Raw genomic sequence first — 19,184 nt, 5'->3', positions numbered from 1 at the left:
CCGGGCCCGTCTCCTCCGAGACCGCAAGGACCCCAACGGCTGTGCCCACCGCAACGAACACCCCGGACCTCGTCCTCCGCCGCGCCCGCATCGGGCTGTACGGCGCCTTCGCCACCTCCGGATTCGTCATGGGCGCCTGGGCCGCCTCGCTGCCCGGCATCGACGCCCGGCTCGACCTCGGCGAAGCGAAACTCGGCACCGCGCTCCTGCTCATCCAGCTCGTCGGCCTCGGCTCAATGGTCGTCGCCGGCCGCATCGCCGACCGCGTGACCAGCCGCAAGCTGCTCCTGTGGACCGCCCCGGCCACCCAGCTGGTGCTCATCGCGCCCGCCCTCGCCCCGAACTACACGACGCTCCTCGCCGCCGCCGCGCTCTACGGCATCGGCGTCGGCTTCATCGAGGTCGGCATCAACGCCCACTCGGTCGAGCTCGAGCAGCGCTACGGGCGCCCCATCATCTCCGCGTTCCACGGCCTCTGGAGCCTCGGCAGCGCCCTCGCCGGCGCCGTCACGGCCCTCGCCCTCGGCATCGGCTTCGGCGGCGAAGGCGTCCTCGTCGCCGTCGCCCTCGCCAGCGCGGTCGCCATGGCCGCCTTCACACGTCCGCTGCTGCCGCCACCGGGTCGAGACAACTCCGGCGGCAGCAGCGGAGCCCCCGTCCGCCGCATCGGCGCGCTGCTCCTCGCCGCGCTGTTCGTCCTCGGCCTCGGCGGGCACCTCATCGAGTCCGGTGCGATCGACTGGGCGAACCTCCACGCCGCCAACGCACTCGGCGCCGACGCCGCGCTCGCGCCCCTCTCGTACACCGTCTTCGCCGTCGCCATGACCGTCTTCCGGCTCTTCGGCGACCCCATCCGCGCGAAACTCGGCCCCGGCCGGACCCTCCTGTGGGCCGGCACCGTCGCCTTCGCCGGGTACGTCCTCGTCCTCCTCGCCGACACCTCCGGCGGCCTGCCCCTCGCCTGGGCCGGGTGGCTCCTCGCCGGCAGCGGCATCGCCATCATCGTCCCCGTCCTCTTCAGCGCCATCGGGCAAGCCGGCGGCACGCCCTCCAACGTCGCGCTCATCTCCATGTCCGGCTCCGCCGGGCTCCTCATCGGCCCCGCCGCGATCGGGTACATCGCCGAGGCCACCACCATCACGACCGGGCTCCTCGTCCCCACCGTCCTCGCCGCGTTCGCGGCCTTCGCCGGGCCCCTCACCCTCCGCCGCCTCTTCAAAGACCGGGCCCCGGAACCGAACGCCGACAAGGCGACCGCCTCCACCGCCGCTGCCTTACCGGCGCGGCGCACGTCACGCCCCGGACCCGTCGCCGCCGCGACGGGTCCGCGCGTACACTTGCCAGCGCAGAAGGGGAGTAGCTCCCAACGCTGCGGTCGACATACTGGTCCTCCCTCGGCTCGCCGAGACCGGACCCGGCCGCACGGCCTCGGACTCCGAGGCGAGCGAGACCTTCGACCAAGGCCGTACGGCCGGGTCGAGGTCCGCGACTGCCCTCCTCCCGGCGTGAACACTGGGAGGATCACCCGCAATGGACGCACTCTTCATCGCCGCAGGCATCGCCTTCGGCGCCGTCTTCCTCGGCGAGATGGGCGACAAGAGCCAGCTCATGGCCCTCACGTTCGCCACCAAGTACCGGATGCGGACCGTCATCCTCGGCCTCGTGATCGCCATCGGCGCCCTCATCGGCCTCTCCGTGGGCGTCGGCGCCGCCGTCGGCAACCTCCTCCCCACCGACTGGATCCGCCTCGCAGCGGCCGTCATGTTCATCGGCTTCGGCCTCTGGGGCCTCAAGCCCGAGCAGGACGACGACGAGGACGACGGCCCCATCAAGGAGCGCCGCTCCGGCCTCCTCACCATCGTCACCGCCATGTTCCTCGCCGAGTTCGGCGACAAGACCATGCTCATCGCCATGGGCATGGGCTCCAGCTACAACCCCTGGGGCGTCTGGGCCGGCGGCACCGCCGGCATGCTCGCCGCCGACCTCCTCGCCGTGTTCGCCGGCGCCTGGATCGCCAAGCGCATCCCCGAGAAGGTCGTCCGGTACGTCTCCTCCGGACTGTTCCTCGTGATCGGCGTCCTGCTGGCCATCGAGGCCGTCACCGCGCTCGCCGACTAAGCTGGCGTTCATGCCGAAAACGGACGTGAACGTGGACACCGCCGTCATCTACACCGACGGGGCGTGCTCCGGCAACCCCGGGCCCGGGGGCTGGGGCGTGTACTACAAGTGGGGCGAGCACGAGAAGGAGCTGTACGGCTCCGACAAGGCCACCACCAACAACCGCATGGAACTCATGGCCGCGATCCAGGCGCTCGAGACCCTCAAGCGCCCCATGGACGTCGTCCTCTACACCGACTCCTCGTACGTCCGCAACGGCATCATGACCTGGATGAACGGCTGGAAGCGCAACGGCTGGATCAACTCCAAGAAGGAACCGGTCAAGAACGCCGACCTGTGGCGCCGCCTCGACGAGGCCGCCGCCCGCCACACCGTCGACTGGCGCTGGGTCAAGGGCCACGCGGGCGACCCCGGCAACGAGCGCGCCGACCGGCTCGCCTGCAAAGGCCGCGACGAGGCCGCCGGACGCCGCTGATCCCCGCCTTATTCCCGCCGCGCCGCGTCCCACACCGCGCCCGGCCCCCGCTCCCCAGCCACGATGAGAATGGAACAATCACCACTATGAGCGACCAGGTACCGTCACGATTCTCCGGAGGCGTCGACCTCAGCACCCTCGCGGCCGCCGCACAGCAGCAGGCCGCGCAGGCGCAGCAGGGCGGCCTCCCCGGCAGCGGCGTCCTCGCGATCGACGTCACCGACGCGACCGTCCAGACCGAAGTCCTCGAGCGCTCGCTCGACGCGCTGGTCATCGTCGCCTTCTGGGCCGACCAGGTGCCCGAGAGCCTCCAAGTGCGCGACGTCCTGCAGCGGCTCGCCGCCGAGGCCGGCGGCGCATGGGTGCTCGCGAAGGCCGACGTCCTGCAGAACCAGCAGCTCGCCGCCGCCCTCCAGCTCCAGTCCCTGCCCGCCGTCGTCGCCCTCGCGCAAGGACGCCCGCTCGACCTCCTCCAGGGCCCGCAGTCCGAGCAGGGCCTGCGCCAGTGGATCGGCCGCGTCACCCAGGCCGCCGGCCTCGACGTGCCCCAGCCGGTCGACCCCGAGCTCGCCAACGCCGAGAACCTCATGGTCGAAGGCCAGCTCGACGCCGCCGAGGCCGCCTACGACAAGTACCTCAAGAACCACCCGGCGTCCGGCGAGGCCGAAGCCGGGCTCGCGCAGGTGCGGATGCTGCGGCGCGTCGGCGCCCTGCCCGACAACGCCGTCGCCATCAGCGACGCCGACCCCGACAACATCGACGCGGCCCTCGCCGCCGCCGACCTCCAGCTCCTCTCCGGCCAGGCCGAGGCCGCCTACGAGCGGCTCATCGCGCTCGTCGCCAAGAACTTCGGCGACGACCGCGAGCGCCTGCGCAAGCGCCTCGTCGAGCTGTTCACCGTCGCCGGCGTCGACGACCCGGCCGTTGCGAAGGCCCGCCGCAAACTCAGCTCCGTCCTGTTCTAGACCAGCGACCGACGCCGCAAGGCGACCCGAACCTCCGCGCCACCTCGTGGCGCGGAGGTTCGGCCGTTCGGTGGACCGCCGGAGCTGGTGCCGGGCGGTCCGCTGTGACAAGCTAGCGAGGCCGGTGCCTTGTGGGAGGTGAGCGTTGCCAGCGACTCGATCGAGACGCATCGCGGTCCTCGACGCGCCCTCCAACCTCGGACTGCGCCCACCCACCCCCAGCACCGTCCCCGGCTGCGCGAAAGCACCGGGGGCGCTTCGCGACCACCGCCTCCTCTCCCGCCTCAACGCCGTCGACGCCGGCTGCCTCACCCCGCCGCGCTTCGACGCCTCCGCCTGGCGCCCCGGCGACGGCGTCGGCCAGGCCAAGGCCATCGCCGAGTACACGCGGCGCCTCGCCGACCGCGTCGAGCGGCTCTGGCAGGAACGGCGCTTCCCGCTCGTCCTCGGCGGCGACTGCTCGATCCTCCTCGGCCCCGCGCTGGCGGCCCGCCGGCGCACCGAACGCGACCGCCAGGGGCGCGGCCTGGTCTTCATCGACGCGCACTCTGACTTCCGCCACCCCGGGAACTCGCAGTACGTGGGCGCGGCGGCGGCCGAGGAACTGGCCCTCGCCACCGGCCGCGGCCAGCCCGACCTCACCGACATCGGCGGGCTCCGCCCGTATGTCGACACCGACCACCTCGTGGTGCTCGGCCTGCGCGCCGACGATCCGCACCGGGTCGAGCTCGAGGCCTCCGGCGTCGCGATGCGCACCGTGCCCGCGCTGCGCGCCAACGGCGTCGGCCGCTCCGCGGAGTGGGCGCTGGACTCGCTCGGCGACGTGGCGACGTTCTGGCTCCATGTCGACACCGACGTCCTCGACCCTTCGGTGATGCCCGCGGTGGACGGCCCGGCCCCCGGCGGCATTTCGCTCGGGGAGCTGAGCCAGATCATCACCACCTGCGCCGCCGACGACCGCTGCGCCGGCATGGACCTCACCGTCTTCGACCCCGACTACGACCCGGATGGCAAGTACGCGAAGGCCCTCACGGATCTACTGGTCGAAGCCCTCCAATAGGGACACCTTGGGCCGGGATGCCTTCGTACCCACTGGATATGCCGCGACTCATTGGACCGGACCGAGTTCCGGACTCACTTGCTGCGTTGCGCAGTCGCCACCGCCGCAGGTTGACGCTCTGCTCGGTGCGACCAAGGAGTTTCGCTGCCTCCGCGATCGAGTGGACCCGGACGATCTGGTCCTCTTCCGGTGTCCAGCGTTTCCGAGCGACGCCGTAGCGGCCGACCTTCGTCGGATCGGGAGCCCAGGCGGCGACCTGGGTCGCCGATTTGAGTTTCCTGTCGATGCCGATGGCACCGGGCGAGTACCAGGCCCATGCGGCCAACTTCGCCGCGGCTATGTTGAGGACCAGGATGTTCGAGACGCCGTCCCTGGTGTTCGGCCTGGCGGTGCGGTCGACTCCGCAGACCTCCTTTATTACGCCGCAGAAGTACTCGGCCAACGAGTTCAAGCGTGACCTTGCCTTTGCCGTCGAGGTATCCGTGGTGCGAGCCGTCGGCCTGGAGTAGGCCGACGAGGTATGCGATTTCTGGTTGTGTTGCGTCGAACATGGATCAACTGTGCGGAAGGGGCCCGACAATCCGGTTCACGTAAATTCGACGTAAGCGATGCAGATCACTTCCGTGGACCGATCCTCCGGCGTGTTCGCGGCTTATCGGCCGGCGGTGATCAGGGGCATCACGATCTGGTCGAGGATCTCGCCGATGACCGCTTCGGTGGCCGGGCGGCCCTTCATGAGGAAGTGCTGGGTGAGCAGGCTGGGGGCCAGGTTCACGATGCGGGGGTGGAGGGCTTCGGGCCGGACGGTGCCGTTCGCGATGCCGATCTCGAAGATCTTGGCGAAGACCCGGATGCGGGGCTGCTCGATCGCGTCGCGGATCTCCTCGGCCTCCTCGCTCGAGGCGCGCAGTTCGCCGACCCAGCCGCGCAGCGCCTCCCCGGCGGGGCCGCCCTGGTTCTCGGTGATGCGGCGCATGACCCGCTCCATGTCGGCCCTGACGTCGCCGCTGGGTTCGAACGGGGTGTCGACCTCGGTCGCTTTGTGCCGGGCCGCCGCCCTGATGAGGTGCGCGCGGTCGGGCCAGCGCTTGTAGAGGGACGCTTTGCCGGCTTTGGCGCGGGCGGCGATGGCCTCCATGCGGAGGTTGGCGTACCCGACCTCGGCCAACTCCTCCAGTGCGGCCTCGAAGATCGCGCGTTCGAGGTCGTCGCCGCGTCTGCGGCTCGCTGTGGAATCGGTCACCGGCCATCCCTTCAGTAGTGAACGATGCGTTCACTAAATGCTAGCGTTATGTAAGAGACGCAGCGTTCACTACAGTGCGTCTTCCTGTCTCCGGCCGCCGGGCCCCAACGACCCCCCGGCCCTCCTCCAGTAACACCCTAGGAGGCCGTCTCTTGACCGCCGCAACCGCCGCTCCCGCGCCGATGACCCACCGCGAGATCATGCGGGCCCTGTCCGGCCTGCTCATGGTCCTGTTCGCCGCGATGGTCTCGTCCACTGTCGTCTCCGTCGCGCTCCCGCAGATCGTCGGCGACCTCGAGGGCACGCAGTCCCAGTACACCTGGGTCGTCACCGCGACACTCCTGGCCAGCACCGCCTCGACGCCCATCTGGGGCAAGCTCGCCGACCTGTTCGACAAGAAGCGCCTGCTCCAGATCGCCATCGTCATCTTCGCGCTGGCCTCGCTCGCGTGCGGGCTCGTGGAGAACACCGGGCAGCTCATCGCCCTGCGCGCGGTCCAGGGCCTCGGCATGGGCGCGCTGCAGGTGCTCGTGCAGGTGATCATCGGCGCGATGGTCAGCCCGAAGGAGCGCGGCCGGTACAACGGCTACCTCGGCGCGGTCATGGCCGTGTCGACGGTGGGCGGTCCGCTGCTCGGCGGCGCGATCACCGACACCGACTGGCTCGGCTGGCAGTGGTGCTTCTTCCTGGCCGTCCCGATCACGGTCATCGCGTTCCTGATGCTCCAGCGGACCCTGCACCTGACCGAGACCAAGAAGCCCGACACCAAGATCGACTACCTCGGCGCGACCCTCATCGCCGCGGGCGTCAGCCTGCTGCTGCTCTGGGTCACCTTCGTGGGCAACGACTTCGACTGGATCTCCTGGCAGACCGGGCTCATGGTCGCCGGTTCGGTCGTGCTGCTCGGCGGGGCCACCGTCGTGGAGACCAAGGTCAAGGAACCGGTCGTGCCGCTGCACGTCATCAAGCGCCGCGACCCCGCGCTCGCGGTCGTCGCCAGTCTCGCGGTGGGCATGGCCATGTTCGGCGGCGCGGTCTTCCTCGGCCAGTACTTCCAGATCGCCCGCGGCTTCTCGCCGACCGAGGCCGGCCTGCTGACGATCCCGATGATGTGCGGCGTGATGGTCTCCTCCGCGGTGGCGGGGCGGATGGTGTCCAACTCCGGGAAGGTCAAGCCGTACATCGTGACCGGCGCGCTGGTCCTGACCGGCGGTTTCGCGATGCTGGCGACGATCGACCACACGACCTCCCTGGTGTTCATGGGCGTGGGCATGTTCCTGGTGGGCACCGGTGTCGGCATGGCCATGCAGAACCTCGTGCTGGTGGTCCAGAACTCGGTGCCGCTGCGCGAGCTCGGGGCGGCCTCGGGCGCGATCGCGTTCTTCCGGTCCCTGGGCGGCACGATCGGCGTCTCGGTCCTGGGCGCGGTCCTGGCCAACCAGGTCGCCGACAAGATCGCCTCGGGCCTCGCGGCCCTGGGCATCGACGCGAGCGGGAGCCTCGGCGGGTCGACGCTGGACCTGGACGCGATGCCCGAGCCGGTCGCGGAGATCGTCCGCGCCTCGTACGGGGACGCGACGGGGCACCTGTTCCTGATCTCGGCCTGCATCGCGGCGGTCGGGTTCATCGCGGCCCTGTTCCTCACGCCCGTGAAGCTGCGGGAGACGGTGGACCTCATGGAGGAGATCGTCGTCGGCGAGGAGACCGTCCTCGGCGCGAAGTAGTTCCAGACAGGACCGGGCCCGAGCGCAGCAGCGCTCGGGCCCGTTTCGCTTGTTCCCCTTGATCGCGTGAACGCACGCTGCCGTTGTTTACGGCGTACACGCGCATGTGTATGGTGTAAACATGAGTTCGACTTCCGACCGCATCGCCGACGTGGCCAAGGAACTGGTCACCGAAGGCGGCAGCGCCGCGGTCAGCATGCGCAAGATCGGCGACGCCCTCGGCCTCTCGCCCATGGCCGTCTACCGCCACTTCCCCAACCGCGAAGCGCTCCTCAAACGCGTCGCCGACGACATGTTCACCGACGTCCACGACCGCCTCAGCCGGAAGACGGTCCCCGCCGACACCGTCGAAGCCCTCCACGGCGCCGTCGACGACCTCGTCGACCTCGCCCTCGACCACCCCCGCCAGTTCGCGTTCATGTTCATCGAGCCCCGCGAAGGCGCCCGCGTCTTCCCCGGCGACTTCAGCGTCGGACGCTCCCGCTTGTTCGGCCTCCTCACTGCCATCATCGACACCGGCATCGCCGACGGGACCCTCGAAAGCGCCGACTCCTGGAAAGTCGGCCTCACCCTCACCGCCAACCTCTACGGCCTCGCCGCCCTTTACCAGGGCGGCCGCATCGCCCTGGACGACAAGGGATTCCGCGACCTGTGCCACGACTCCCTCGAAAGGCTCCTCAATGGCATCCTCGCTTGACCGACCCCTGCCCTGGGCGCTCGGCGCCGCCGCCGCGACCGCCCTCCTGTACGCCTTCGGATTCGCCCTCGACCCCGTCTCCTGGCTCATGTGGATCGCGCCCGTGCCCCTGCTGCTCGTCGTCCCGCGCGTCGGCTTCTGGACCGCCCTCCTCGCCGCCGAACTCGCCTGGCTCGGCGGCACCTCCCGCATCTGGGCCTACCTCGCGGCCTCCCTCGAGATGCCCCCGGCGTTCGTCATCGTCTCCGCGCTCGTCTTCACCGGGCTCTACACCGCCGTCACCCTCCTCTACCGGGGCCTCGTCCGGCGCGGACGCCACTGGTTCGCGTTCCTCGCCATGCCCGCCGGAGTCGTCGCCGTCGAATACCTCGGCTCGGTCATCAACGCCGAAGCCGGCGGCGAATGGTGGAGTTTCGCCTACACCCAGGCCGACCACCCCGCGGTCCTGCAACTCGTGTCGGTCACCGGGGTCTGGGGCCTGACGTTCCTCCTCACCGCCGTCCCGACCGCGGCCGCGGCGATGCTCGCCCCCGGCGCGGAACGCCGGGGCCGCATCGGCATCGCCGCCACCGCGGCCGCCTGTCTCGCCGCGACCCTCGCCTTCGGACTCGCCAGGCCCGTCGACCAGGGCGAGACGATCCGCGCCGCGGCCCTCGCACTCCCCACCGACGAGGACTCGATCCGCACCGACACCGACAAGGGCGAGCGCCTGTTCGCCGACTACCGGGCCGAGATCACCCGCCTCGGGGACGGTGACGACATCGACGTGCTCGTCCTGTCCGAGAAGATCTTCCACGTCACCGCCGAGGAGGCCGGCCCTTATCTCGACCGCTGGTCGGCACTGGCCGTCGAGTCCGGGATCGACCTGGTGCTCGGTCTGGCGATCGACCAAGGCGCGGGCACGGTCAACGCGGCCGTGTGGCTCCCCGCCGACGGTGCGGGGCCGGCCGAGTACCACAAGCAGCACCTCATCCCGGGCCTGGAGGATTGGATGACCGCGTCCGACGCGGGGCCGACGTTCGTCGCCGGCGAGCGGTGGGCGTTGACGATCTGCAAGGACCTCGACCACGCCGGGACGATCAGCGAGTATGGGGACGCGGGCGCCGGTCTGGTGCTGGCTCCGGCGCTCGACTTCACTGTGGACGGATGGTGGCACAGCCGTGTCGCCGTCACCCGCGGTGTGGAGCAGGGGTTCTCGCTCGTGCGGGCGGGGCAGATCGGCCTGATGACCGTCAGCGACGCCTCCGGCGAGGTCCTCGCGGAGGACGAGCGGCTCGCGATCGCCGATGTCCCGACCGGTCATGTGGCGACCGTCTACGGGCGGTTGGGGAACTGGTTCCTGTTCCCCGTGCTGCTGATCCTCCTGGCGGGCGTCGCCGCCGCCTTCCCCAAGCGCAGGCCCGAGCGCGAGCGCGATCGGCCGGAGGTGGAGCTCGCCGCTGCGTGAACCCCTGCCGGCAGTTGACGAAAGGCCCGAGCGCTGACGCTCGGGCCTTTCGTTCTATGCGGTAGTTCAGCCCTGGGGGAGGGCGGCGATGACGCGGGCGAGTTCGTTGCGGTCGACGCCGAAGGTGCTCACCTTGCGGTGGGTGCCGTTCGGCAGCGCGCGCATGATCTTGCCGGTGGCCGCCTGGTAGTAGATGCTCTCGCCCTTGGGGGCGCCGTAGGTGCGCGACTTGAAGCCGAGCGGCGAGTAGAGGCCCAGCTCGCCGGTGGCGGTGTCGAAGCGGAGGTACGGGTTCGTGGTCGAGAGGATGCCCATGAGCAGGAACAGCGGGCCCAGGATGAGGTAGATGCTGAACCCGCCCAGCGTGAGGGCGAACACGGCGAGGAGGGTCAGCAGGCCGCCGAGGACGATGAGGAGGACCCGCTGGGCGGTGCCGAGCCGGACGGTGAGGAGGTAGGGGTTCGGTTGTTGCGACATGTTGTTTCCTGTGCTGGGAGTAAGGGCAGGGGCAAGGCCGCCAGGCTACCTCAGTAGTTGTTCCACTCGGATTCGACCCGGTCGAGGATCACCGGGCGCATGAGCGTGGAGGGCTCCATGTCCATGCGGTCGCGGTCGGGCGGGAACACCTGCGCGGCTTCGATGAGTTCGGGCGTGAGGGACTGGAACGGGCCGATCGACGTGTCGAGGCCGAGGTCGGGAACGTCGCCGCCGGCCTGGACGAGCATGTAGCCCCAGTCGCCGAAGCTGGGCACGGACACCCAGTACGGGGCGGGCGCGTGGCCGGCCGCCTCGAGGGTCGAGGCGATGGTCCAGAACGTCTTCGGCGCGAAGTACGGGGAGCCGGCCTGGACGACCATCCGGCCGGCCTCGGCGAGGTGGTCGGTGGCGAGGCCGTAGAACTCGACGGAGTAGAGCTTCGCGGTCTCGGTCGCGTCGGGGTCGGGCATGTCGACGATGATCGTGTCCCAGGTGCCGTGTTGCTCGCGCAGCCAGGTGAACGCGTCCGCGTTGACGACCTCGACCTTGGGGTCGTTCATGGCGTTCTCGTTGAGCGCCACCAGGTCGTCGAACTCGCGGGCGAGGTCGGTGACGGCCCCGTCGAGGTCGACCAGGGTCACCGTGGCGACGTCGGGGTAGCGGAGGATCTCGCGCACGGCGAGGCCGTCGCCGCCGCCGAGGACCAGGACGTTCTCGTGGGGGCCGTTCATGGCCGGGTGGACGAGCGCCTCATGGTACCGGTATTCGTCCACTGAGGAGAACTGCAGGTCGCCGTTGAGGTAGAGCCGCAGGTCCTGCTCGCCGAACGGCGAGGCGGCCTCGGTCATGACGATCTGCTGGTACTGGCTGTCCTCGCTGTAGACGATCGGGGCCGCGTACAGGGCCTGCCGGGCCGCGGTCTCGAACTTCCCGGTGTACGCGAACGCGGCCACCAGGAGCACCGCCGTGAGCGCCGCGACGACGGTGAGCAGCTGCTTCGCGGCCTTCGCGAGGTCGTGGCGGAACAGGATCCACACCAGCAGGACCCCGGCGACCGCGTTGACGGCGCCGACGAGGAGCGCGCCCTGGATCTGCCCGAAGAACGGCAGCAGGATGAACGGGAACGCCAGGCCGCCGATGAGCCCGCCCAGGTAGTCCGCGGCGTTGAGGTCCGCGACGGCCGCGCCCGCGGCCTGCTCCCGGATGCGCTGCAGGAGCTCCATGAGCAGCGGGATCTCCGCGCCGATCAGGAGCCCGATCGCGGCCGCCACGAGCACGAGCGGCAGGCTGTACAGGTCGGTCCAGGAGAACGCCGCGTACAGCAGCATGACGCTGAAGCCGCCCAGCAGCGCGAGGGCGAGCTCGACCGCGGCGAACGCCAGCGCGGGCCAGCGGCGCAGCGGCTTCGCCGCCAGCGCGCCGAGCCCCATCGCGAACACCATGACGGCCAGGACGATCGACGCCTGCTTCGCGGTGTTCCCGACCAGGTAGGCGCCCAGGGTGATGAGCGCCAGTTCGTACACGAGCCCGCACGCCGAGACCGCGAAGGCGGTGGCGAGCAGACCGAAGCGCGCCAGGCGAACCCGGCGCGCCGGCATCACGGTTCGAGGGGCGGCCTCAGCGGTCAAGACGCACCGGCATTACGAGAGCGCCATGGCGATGACCCCGCCGAGGGCGAGGTGCATCGCCGAGCTGACCCACACGGCCGGGTGCGGTTCCTCGTCGACGACGAGCGCGCCGAGCTTCCCGGGGGTGATCACGTCGAGGATGAGGAACGCGACGGCCATCGCGCCGAGGCCGATCACGCCGAACACGAACGTCGAGATGATGCCCCCGATCAGGTTCCCCTCAGAGGCCCAGATCGCGCCGACGACGATGAGCCCGACGCCGACCAGGTTGGAGGAGAGCAGGAGTGCGGCGTTGCGGTTGCGCTGGGTCCAGATCAGTTCGCCGAGCTTGCCGGGGGTGAGCCAGTCGACGATGAAGAACCCGAGCACCATCAGCACGATGCCGATGACGCTGTAGGCGAGTGCGCCGACGACGTCGCCCCCGAACCCTCCCAGTTGACTTTCAACCTGTGCGAGCATGTTGGATTGCCTTTCCTTGTCTGGGTTGGGTTCGCGCTACTTGCCGGAGCCGGGGCCGCCGCCGCGGAACGGCGAGGGGGGTGAGGACGACCATCCCCACAGGATGAACACGGAGGAGTAGTGGTTGTAGCCGCTGCGGTAGTCGTGCAGCAGGATCTTCGAGCCGCCGTTGTAGGGCGAGACGGCCACGATGTGCTTGGAGTACTGCAGGTAGTACGTGCCGCCGGAGGACCGCTCCGAGCGCGCCTCGGCGTCGTCGTCGATCTGGTCGGCCACGGTCGCGGGGGAGTTGGGCGACGTGTACGCCCTGCCGCCGCCCTCGTCGAGGTTCGCGGCCCGCGTGTAGTGGTCGCGGATCGTGTTCGTCGGGTTCGAGAAGTTCGAGTTCATCAGGAAGACCCCGCCGCAGCACAGGGCGATGACGACGATGATCGCCGTCCAGTGCTTCCAGTTGAGGCCGCGGGTGGCGGGCGGCGGAGGGGGCGGGTGCGGATTGCTCATCGGTGGTCCTCGGGTCGTCCTGTCGGGGAGTCGGTTCAGCTTACGGGCGCACGGCGACTACGTCGGTACGACCATGCTCTGGGTGGTCACGACTTCGCCGTACTGCGGGTAGGTGTGGACGGTCCGCCATGAGAGCGGCGCCGTCCCGGTGACCTCCAGGGCCGTGAGCGCGTCCAGGTCCTCCCCGAACACGCCCACGAGCAGGTCCGGTTCGCCGGTGCGCAGCAAGGCGCGGTCGCGCAGGGCCCGGACCCGCTGCCGCAGTTCGGGAACCGTGAGCTTCTCGACCTTGCACTCGTAGCGGTGCCGCCACGAGCCGACCCGCTGGCTGAACGCCTCGGGCAGGTCCGGCCCGAAGTCGGACCGGTACGCGAGGGTCTCCGAGAGGAGCCCGTCAGGGGTCGCGACGACCGCCTGGTGGCTCGCGCCGAGCAGCCGCAGCGAGAGCCGCAGCGGCCCGGCGTCGCGTTCGAGCAGGTCGAGGACCGGCATCGACGGGGCGTCGGGCCGGAAGGTGAGCGAGGCCGCCGAGACGTCGACGAACGGCACCTCGATATGCGCTATCAGCGTGTGCTCCAGTGGGGAAGGCGAGCGGGGGATCGCGGGGGAACGGGGCTCAGGCCTCGTCGCTCTGGTGGTAGATCGTGACCTGGTTGCGGTCCAGGGTAAGCCCCTTCGCCACCTCCCACTTGGCGTCGTCGCCGAACGCCTCGAACGACAGCTTCTGGCCCTCGGGGCCCGCGTAGTCGTGGTAGCGCAGCGTACCGGCCGGGGCCAGGCCCGTCGTCGCCTCGCTCACGTACCTCGCCTTGCCCTTCTCGTCCGACTTGAACGAGACGCCTTCGTGACTGAGTTCACGCGCGCCGGGCTGCAGGTCGGTGTCGGTGACCTCCTCCCACAGCACCATCTCCACGTCCGGGTCGGCCTCGACCGACAGCCAGCGCCGCACACCGGTGCCGGTGTCGAGGAAGTGCTCGGCCCACTGGTAGTCGCCCTCCGAGAGGCGCAGGGTGCCGCGCACGGCGAGGGTCTTGCCGTACAGCTCGACCAGGTCGGCGGCCTTGAGCCGCAGCGGGTCGCCGCGCAGCACGTCGGTGTCGGCGTCCGCGAACGGGTCGGCCGGGGGCCGCGGCGGGACGGGCTCGTTCTTGCGGGAGTTCCTGCGCCACAACCACCAGCCGCCGAACACGACGGCGGCGATGAGCAGCAGGATGATGACGGCTTCCATGGCGTTGCCTTCACAGAGTGGGTGCGGGATGGTTCCTTGACGTCACTCTACCGCCAAGTTGGCAAAGCCGGTGGCACCGCAGTTCGGCAACGCGGGTGTAACACCAGTGTCGCGTGAGAACCCTACGATGCCGGCGCAGATCCATAGGATCTAGCCTGTAGGCGGCCCACGACGAGGTGGGCCGAGTCGATTCGGACTGGAGATCGAGACGTGTTGGCGTTCATCGGCGACGAAGAGTTCCGCGAGACCCTCCCCGACCGGGAGGAACTGCTCCAGGAGGCCGCCCGACTGGCCGGCCCCGACGAATCCCTGGCGAGGCTGGTCGAGCTCTACTGGAGCCTCGTGGCCGACGACGACCTCGTCGGCCGCAGCGCCCACCAGCTCCTCGAGACCACCGCCCACCACCGCCGCATGGCCGAGGTCCGCGCCCCCGGCCAGATCATCCTCGAACTCGACTGCCCCGAGGACGCCGAAGGCCCCGACGCCGCCTCCTCCACCCGCGTCGACATCGTCTGCGACGACTCCCCGTTCCTCGTCGACTCCATCACCGGCCTGTTCAACAAGCACGGCGTCGACGTCTCCGTGTTCGTCCACCCCATCGTCCCCGTCCGCCGCGACGCCGACGGCAACCTCCAGGAGGCCCCCGCCGCGGACGGGCGCGCCGAATCCTGGATGCACATCGAGACCCAGCGGGTCGCCGACGCCGCGTTCCTCGCCGAACTCGAAGCGGACATCCTCGAAGTCCTCTCCGACGTCGGCGTGTGCGTCGCCGACTGGCAGGCCATGCGCGCCAAGGCCCTCCAGATCGCCGAAGACCTCGACCGCGCCGCCACCGGCGCCGAAGGCACCACACCGCTCCCCGTGCCTCCTAAAGACATCGATGACACCGTCGAACTCCTGCGCTGGCTCGCCGACGACAAGTTCACGTTCCTGGGCTTCCGGCAGTACCGGCTCACCGGCGAAGGCGACGACGAGGCGCTCACCCCGATGGGGGAGACCGGCCTCGGCCTGCTGCGCAAGGCCCCGGCCGCGCCGCGCCCGCTCGCCTCGTTCAACACCGACGCGCGCGCGCAGATCGGCGCGCGGCGGCTCCTGGTGATCACGAAGTCGAACGCCCGCTCCACCGTCCACCGCACGTCCTTCATGGACTACGTCGGCGTGAAGACGTTCGACGCGGACGGGAACCCCGACGGCGAACTGCGGTTCCTCGGCCTGTTCACCTCCGCCGCGTACCTCTCCAGCGTCACCGAACTGCCCGTCGTGAAACGCAAGGTCCAGGACGTCCTCGCCCGCTCCGGCGTGACCCTCTCCTCCCACTCCGGGAAGGACCTCGTCACCGCCCTCGAGACCTACCCGCGCGACGAGCTGTTCCAGGCCCGCACCGACGACCTGTACACCACCGCGATGGGCGTCCTCCGTCTCGCCGGGCGCCGCCGCCTGCGCCTGTTCGCCCGCCGGGACGTCTACGGTCGCTTCTACTCCTGCCTCGTCTACCTCCCGCGCGACCGCTACAACACCGAGAACCGGACGCGCATCGAGGAGATCCTGCGCCGCCGCCTCAACGGCTCCCAGATCGACTACGACGCCCGCGTCACCGAATCGGTGCTCGCCCGCCTCCACTTCGTCGTCCGCATCGACCCGTTCGCCGACCACCCCCCGGTCGACGTCGAATCCATCCAGGCCGAACTCGCCGACGCCACCCGCTCCTGGGACGCCGACCTCGCCCTCCAGCTCGACCACCACATCGGCGAAGGGCAGGCCCGCATGCTCGCCAAGGCCTACGCCCACGCTTACCCGCCCGCCTACAAGGCCGAGCACTCGCCGATCGACGCCGCCAAGGACATCGCGAAACTCGAGACCCTCCGCGACAGCGGCGAGATGGAACTCCAGCTGTTCCGCCGCGGCGGCAGCGACGACGACGTCCACTTCAAGATCTACGCCTTCGAACAGGCCGTCGGCCTCTCCGAAGCCCTCCCCGTCCTGCGCCACCTCGGCGTCAAAGTCTCCGAAGAACGCCCGTACCACATCAAACGCGTCGACGGCACCATCCACCTCCACGACTTCGGCCTCCAGCTCCCCGGCCGCGCCGCCGAATCGGTGCCGCAACTGCGCGTCCGCTTCGAGAACGCGTTCCGCGCCGCCTGGATCGGCGAAGCCGAATCCGACCGCTTCAACGAGCTCGTGATCGCCGCCGGCCTCACCTGGCGGCAGGTCGTCGTCCTCCGCGCCCTCGCCAAATACCTCCGCCAGTGCGGATTCGTGTTCTCCCAGGCGTTCATCTCCGCCACCCTCGGCACCTACCCCGAGATCGCCGCGAACCTCGTGCGGCTCTTCGAAGCCCGCTTCGACCCCCGCGTCGGAGCCGACCGCGACGCCGCCGTCGCCCGCATCGACGACACGCTCGCCGAAGGCCTCGCCGCCGTCCCCAACCTCGACGCCGACCGCATCCTCCGCGCCTTCCTCACCCTCATCCGCTCCACCCTCCGCACCTCGTACTTCCAGCGCGCCGACTCCGGCCGCCCCAAGGAGTACGTCGCGTTCAAATTCGACGCCCGCGCCCTCGACTTCCTCCCCAAACCCCGACCCATGTTCGAAGTGTTCGTCTACTCCCCGCACTTCGAAGGCGTCCACATGCGATACGGACGCGTCGCCCGCGGCGGCCTGCGCTGGTCCGACCGCAAAGAGGACTTCCGCACCGAGATCCTCGGCCTCGTCAAAGCCCAGGAAGTCAAGAACACCGTCATCACCCCCGTCGGCGCGAAAGGCGGCTTCGTCCTCAAGCGCACCGAGTTCCCCGACCGCGCCGCGCTCCAGGCCGAAGGCGTCGCCCGCTACCGCGAGTTCATCTCCGCCCTCCTCGACATCACCGACAACCGCGACGCCGACAACACCGTCGTCCCCCCGCCCAACGTCGTCCGCCACGACGGCGACGACCCCTACCTCGTCGTCGCCGCCGACAAAGGCACCGCGACCTTCTCCGACATCGCCAACGGCGTCGCCGCCGAATACGGGTTCTGGCTCGGCGACGCCTTCGCCTCCGGCGGCTCCGTCGGCTACGACCACAAGAAGATGGGCATCACCGCAAGGGGCGCATGGGAATCCGTGAAACGCCACTTCCGCGCGGAAGGCGTCGACACCCAGGCGCAGGACTTCACCGTCGTCGGCATCGGCGACATGGGCGGCGACGTCTTCGGCAACGGCATGCTCCTCTCCGAGCACATCCGCCTCGTCGCCGCGTTCAACCACATGCACATCTTCATCGACCCCAACCCCGTCGCCGCCGCCTCCTACACCGAGCGCCGCCGACTCTTCGACATGCCCCGCTCCACCTGGGCCGACTACGACCCCACCCTCATCTCCGCCGGCGGCGGCGTCTGGGAACGCTCAGCGAAATCCATCCCCGTCTCCCCGGAAGTGCGCACCGCACTCGGCATCGACGCCGACGTCAAAGACCTGACACCGCCCGAACTCATCCGCGCGATCCTCACCGCCCCCGTCGACCTCCTCTGGAACGGCGGCATCGGCACCTACGTCAAATCCGCCGCGCAGACCGACGCCGACGCCGGCGACAAAGCCAACGACGCCGTCCGCGTCAACGGCGAACAGCTCCGCTGCCGCGTCATCGGCGAAGGCGGCAACCTCGGCTTCACCCAGCTCGGCCGCATCGAATACGCCCAGACCGGCGGACCCGACGGCACCGGCGGCCACTGCAACACCGACTTCATCGACAACTCCGCCGGCGTCGACACCTCCGACCACGAAGTCAACATCAAGATCCTCCTCCGCTCCGCCGCACTCGCCGGCCGCGTCGAACCCGACCACCGCAACAAGCTCTTCATGGACATGGCCGACGACGTCGCCGACGCCGTCCTCGCCGACAACTACGGCCAGAACATGGCCCTGGCGAACGCGACACGCCTCGGCGCCCGCCTCCTGCCCGTCCACATCAGACTCATGAAGCACCTGGAGAAGACGGTCGGCCTCGACCGCGAGATCGAAGGGCTCCCCAGCGACAAGCAGCTCAAGGAGCGGGTCGCGACCGGCACGGCCCTGACCGAACCCGAACTCTGCGTGCTGCTCTCGTACGTGAAGATCTGGGCGAAGCGGGCCGTGCTCGACTCCGGCCTGCCCGACGAGGAGTGGACCGCGCCCGTGCTCCGCTCGTACTTCCCTGCGCCGCTTCGCGAACCGTACGCCGACCTCATGGCCGACCACCCGCTGCGACGCGAGATCGTGGCGACCGCGGTCGTCGGCGAGGCCGTGAACCGGGCGGGCACGACCTTCCTCTTCCGCATCGCCGACGAGACCGGCGCCGACGTCGTGGACGTGGTCCGGGCGTACGTGATCATCCGCGACGCGTTCGGCCTGCCGGGCCTGTGGCGGCGCATCGAAGCGCTCGACAACCAGGTGCCGCAGGACGCCCAGATCGCGGGGATGCTGGTCATCCGCCGCCTCCTCGACCGGGGCGTGCGCTGGCTCGTGCAGCACCGGCGCGGGGCACTGGACGTGGCGGCCGAGACCGAGCGGCTGCGGCCGGGGCTCGCGGTGCTGCAGCCGCGGCTGCCGGAGCTGCTCCACGACTCCGAGGCGGTCGGGTTCGAGGAGTTCTGCGACGAGCTGGAGGAGCAGGGGATGCCCGCGGAGATCGCGCGGGACGCCTCGGCGCCGATCTTCGGGTTCGGCCTGGTCGACGTCGTCGAGTGCGCGCGCCTGAACGAGACGGACCTGGACCAGACCGCGGAGGTGTACTACGGGATCGCTGCGCGGGTGCACCTCGACGCGATCCTCAACGAGATCTCGGCGCTGCCGCGCACGAACCGGTGGCAGACGCTCGCGCGCTCGGCGCTGCGGTACGACCTGTACGGCGCGATGGCGGGCCTGACCGCGAGCGTGATGCGGGCGAAGCCTGGCACGGACCCGGCCGAGGCGGTCGGCTCGTGGGCCGAGCGGAACGCCGCCGAGATCGAGCGGATCCACGAGGCGACGGCCGAGGCCTCCCGCTCGGACGAGAAGCTCGCCGTGCTGTCGGTGTCGCTGCGCCAGATCAGGAGCCTGGTCGAGACCGGCGGGGAGTAGACGAGGCCGCGTGCCGGGGCTAGGTGCCGGACCGCGCGGTCGGCGGCGAAGCCGCTCCACGCCTGCGCCGGCACGGCTCCTCCAGG

Annotated in this window: 16 protein-coding genes and 1 pseudogene; 10 read left to right on the top strand and 7 right to left on the bottom strand. The window is 70.1% G+C overall.

Annotated features, from left to right (window positions below):
- Positions 1–128: 128 nt before the first annotated feature.
- The 6 genes and pseudogenes from O2L52_RS04960 to O2L52_RS04935 all read left to right on the top strand — a co-directional run.
- Positions 129–974, top strand: a pseudogene (locus tag O2L52_RS04960) (MFS transporter); the annotation flags it as partial.
- A 556-nt stretch (positions 975–1,530) separates the two neighbouring features.
- Complete coding sequence (locus O2L52_RS04955) at positions 1,531–2,118, top strand: TMEM165/GDT1 family protein (RefSeq protein ID WP_270114222.1); 588 nt, start codon at positions 1,531–1,533, stop codon at positions 2,116–2,118.
- Positions 2,119–2,128: 10 nt separating this feature from the next.
- Positions 2,129–2,593, top strand: coding sequence for a ribonuclease HI (gene rnhA, locus O2L52_RS04950; protein WP_270114221.1), 465 nt, complete (start codon positions 2,129–2,131; stop codon positions 2,591–2,593).
- 86 nt (positions 2,594–2,679) lie between these two features.
- Positions 2,680–3,558: a co-chaperone YbbN gene (locus tag O2L52_RS04945; protein WP_270114220.1), complete on the top strand. Its 879-nt coding sequence runs from the start codon at positions 2,680–2,682 to the stop codon at positions 3,556–3,558.
- 145 nt (positions 3,559–3,703) lie between these two features.
- Positions 3,704–4,618, top strand: coding sequence for an arginase family protein (locus O2L52_RS04940; RefSeq protein WP_270114219.1), 915 nt, complete (start codon positions 3,704–3,706; stop codon positions 4,616–4,618).
- A 269-nt stretch (positions 4,619–4,887) separates the two neighbouring features.
- Complete coding sequence (locus O2L52_RS04935) at positions 4,888–5,127, top strand: hypothetical protein (RefSeq protein ID WP_270114218.1); 240 nt, start codon at positions 4,888–4,890, stop codon at positions 5,125–5,127.
- 143 nt (positions 5,128–5,270) lie between these two features.
- On the opposite strand, the gene O2L52_RS04930 is transcribed toward O2L52_RS04935, so the two are convergent.
- Entirely contained in the window at positions 5,271–5,861 is a 591-nt protein-coding gene (locus O2L52_RS04930; RefSeq protein ID WP_270114217.1) for a TetR/AcrR family transcriptional regulator, read from the bottom strand.
- 182 nt (positions 5,862–6,043) lie between these two features.
- On the opposite strand from O2L52_RS04930, the gene O2L52_RS04925 reads away from it, so the two are divergent.
- The 3 genes from O2L52_RS04925 (at position 6,044) to O2L52_RS04915 (ending at position 9,729) form a co-directional block, all read left to right on the top strand.
- Positions 6,044–7,585: an MDR family MFS transporter gene (locus O2L52_RS04925; protein WP_344472593.1), complete on the top strand. Its 1,542-nt coding sequence runs from the start codon at positions 6,044–6,046 to the stop codon at positions 7,583–7,585.
- Between the two features lie 121 nt (positions 7,586–7,706).
- Positions 7,707–8,282: a TetR/AcrR family transcriptional regulator gene (locus tag O2L52_RS04920; RefSeq protein WP_270114215.1), complete on the top strand. Its 576-nt coding sequence runs from the start codon at positions 7,707–7,709 to the stop codon at positions 8,280–8,282.
- Positions 8,266–9,729, top strand: coding sequence for a nitrilase-related carbon-nitrogen hydrolase (locus tag O2L52_RS04915; protein ID WP_270114214.1), 1,464 nt, complete (start codon positions 8,266–8,268; stop codon positions 9,727–9,729). The genes O2L52_RS04920 and O2L52_RS04915 overlap by 17 nt, the downstream gene beginning before the upstream one ends.
- A 66-nt stretch (positions 9,730–9,795) precedes the next feature.
- Here O2L52_RS04915 and O2L52_RS04910 read toward each other — a convergent pair whose 3' ends face one another.
- From O2L52_RS04910 to O2L52_RS04885, 6 genes are all read right to left on the bottom strand, one after another.
- A complete protein-coding gene (locus tag O2L52_RS04910) occupies positions 9,796–10,206 on the bottom strand; it encodes a hypothetical protein (protein ID WP_270114213.1) in 411 nt (136 codons plus the stop codon).
- Positions 10,207–10,256: 50 nt separating this feature from the next.
- Positions 10,257–11,804, bottom strand: coding sequence for a polyamine aminopropyltransferase (locus O2L52_RS04905; RefSeq protein ID WP_344472590.1), 1,548 nt, complete (start codon positions 11,802–11,804; stop codon positions 10,257–10,259).
- Positions 11,805–11,846: 42 nt separating this feature from the next.
- Entirely contained in the window at positions 11,847–12,293 is a 447-nt protein-coding gene (locus O2L52_RS04900; protein WP_270114210.1) for a DUF350 domain-containing protein, read from the bottom strand.
- 36 nt (positions 12,294–12,329) lie between these two features.
- Positions 12,330–12,794 (bottom strand): DUF4247 domain-containing protein, encoded by a 465-nt coding sequence (locus O2L52_RS04895; protein ID WP_270114209.1) that lies wholly within the window; start codon positions 12,792–12,794, stop codon positions 12,330–12,332.
- Between the two features lie 57 nt (positions 12,795–12,851).
- A complete protein-coding gene (locus tag O2L52_RS04890; RefSeq protein ID WP_270114208.1) occupies positions 12,852–13,343 on the bottom strand; it encodes a DUF2617 family protein in 492 nt (163 codons plus the stop codon).
- A gap of 67 nt (positions 13,344–13,410) precedes the next feature.
- Positions 13,411–14,022, bottom strand: coding sequence for a DUF4178 domain-containing protein (locus O2L52_RS04885; protein ID WP_270114207.1), 612 nt, complete (start codon positions 14,020–14,022; stop codon positions 13,411–13,413).
- A gap of 210 nt (positions 14,023–14,232) precedes the next feature.
- Here O2L52_RS04885 and O2L52_RS04880 point away from each other — a divergent pair, with 210 nt between their 5' ends.
- Positions 14,233–19,098 (top strand): NAD-glutamate dehydrogenase, encoded by a 4,866-nt coding sequence (locus tag O2L52_RS04880; protein ID WP_270114206.1) that lies wholly within the window; start codon positions 14,233–14,235, stop codon positions 19,096–19,098.
- The last annotated feature ends 86 nt before the right edge of the window (positions 19,099–19,184 follow it).

Origin of the sequence: Glycomyces algeriensis (assembly GCF_027622855.1) — a bacterium.
GTDB classification, from domain to species: Bacteria; Actinomycetota; Actinomycetes; order Mycobacteriales; family Micromonosporaceae; genus Glycomyces; species Glycomyces algeriensis.
The sequence above is the reverse complement of the archived record's forward strand: the minus strand, read 5'-3'. Positions and strand labels throughout refer to the sequence as shown.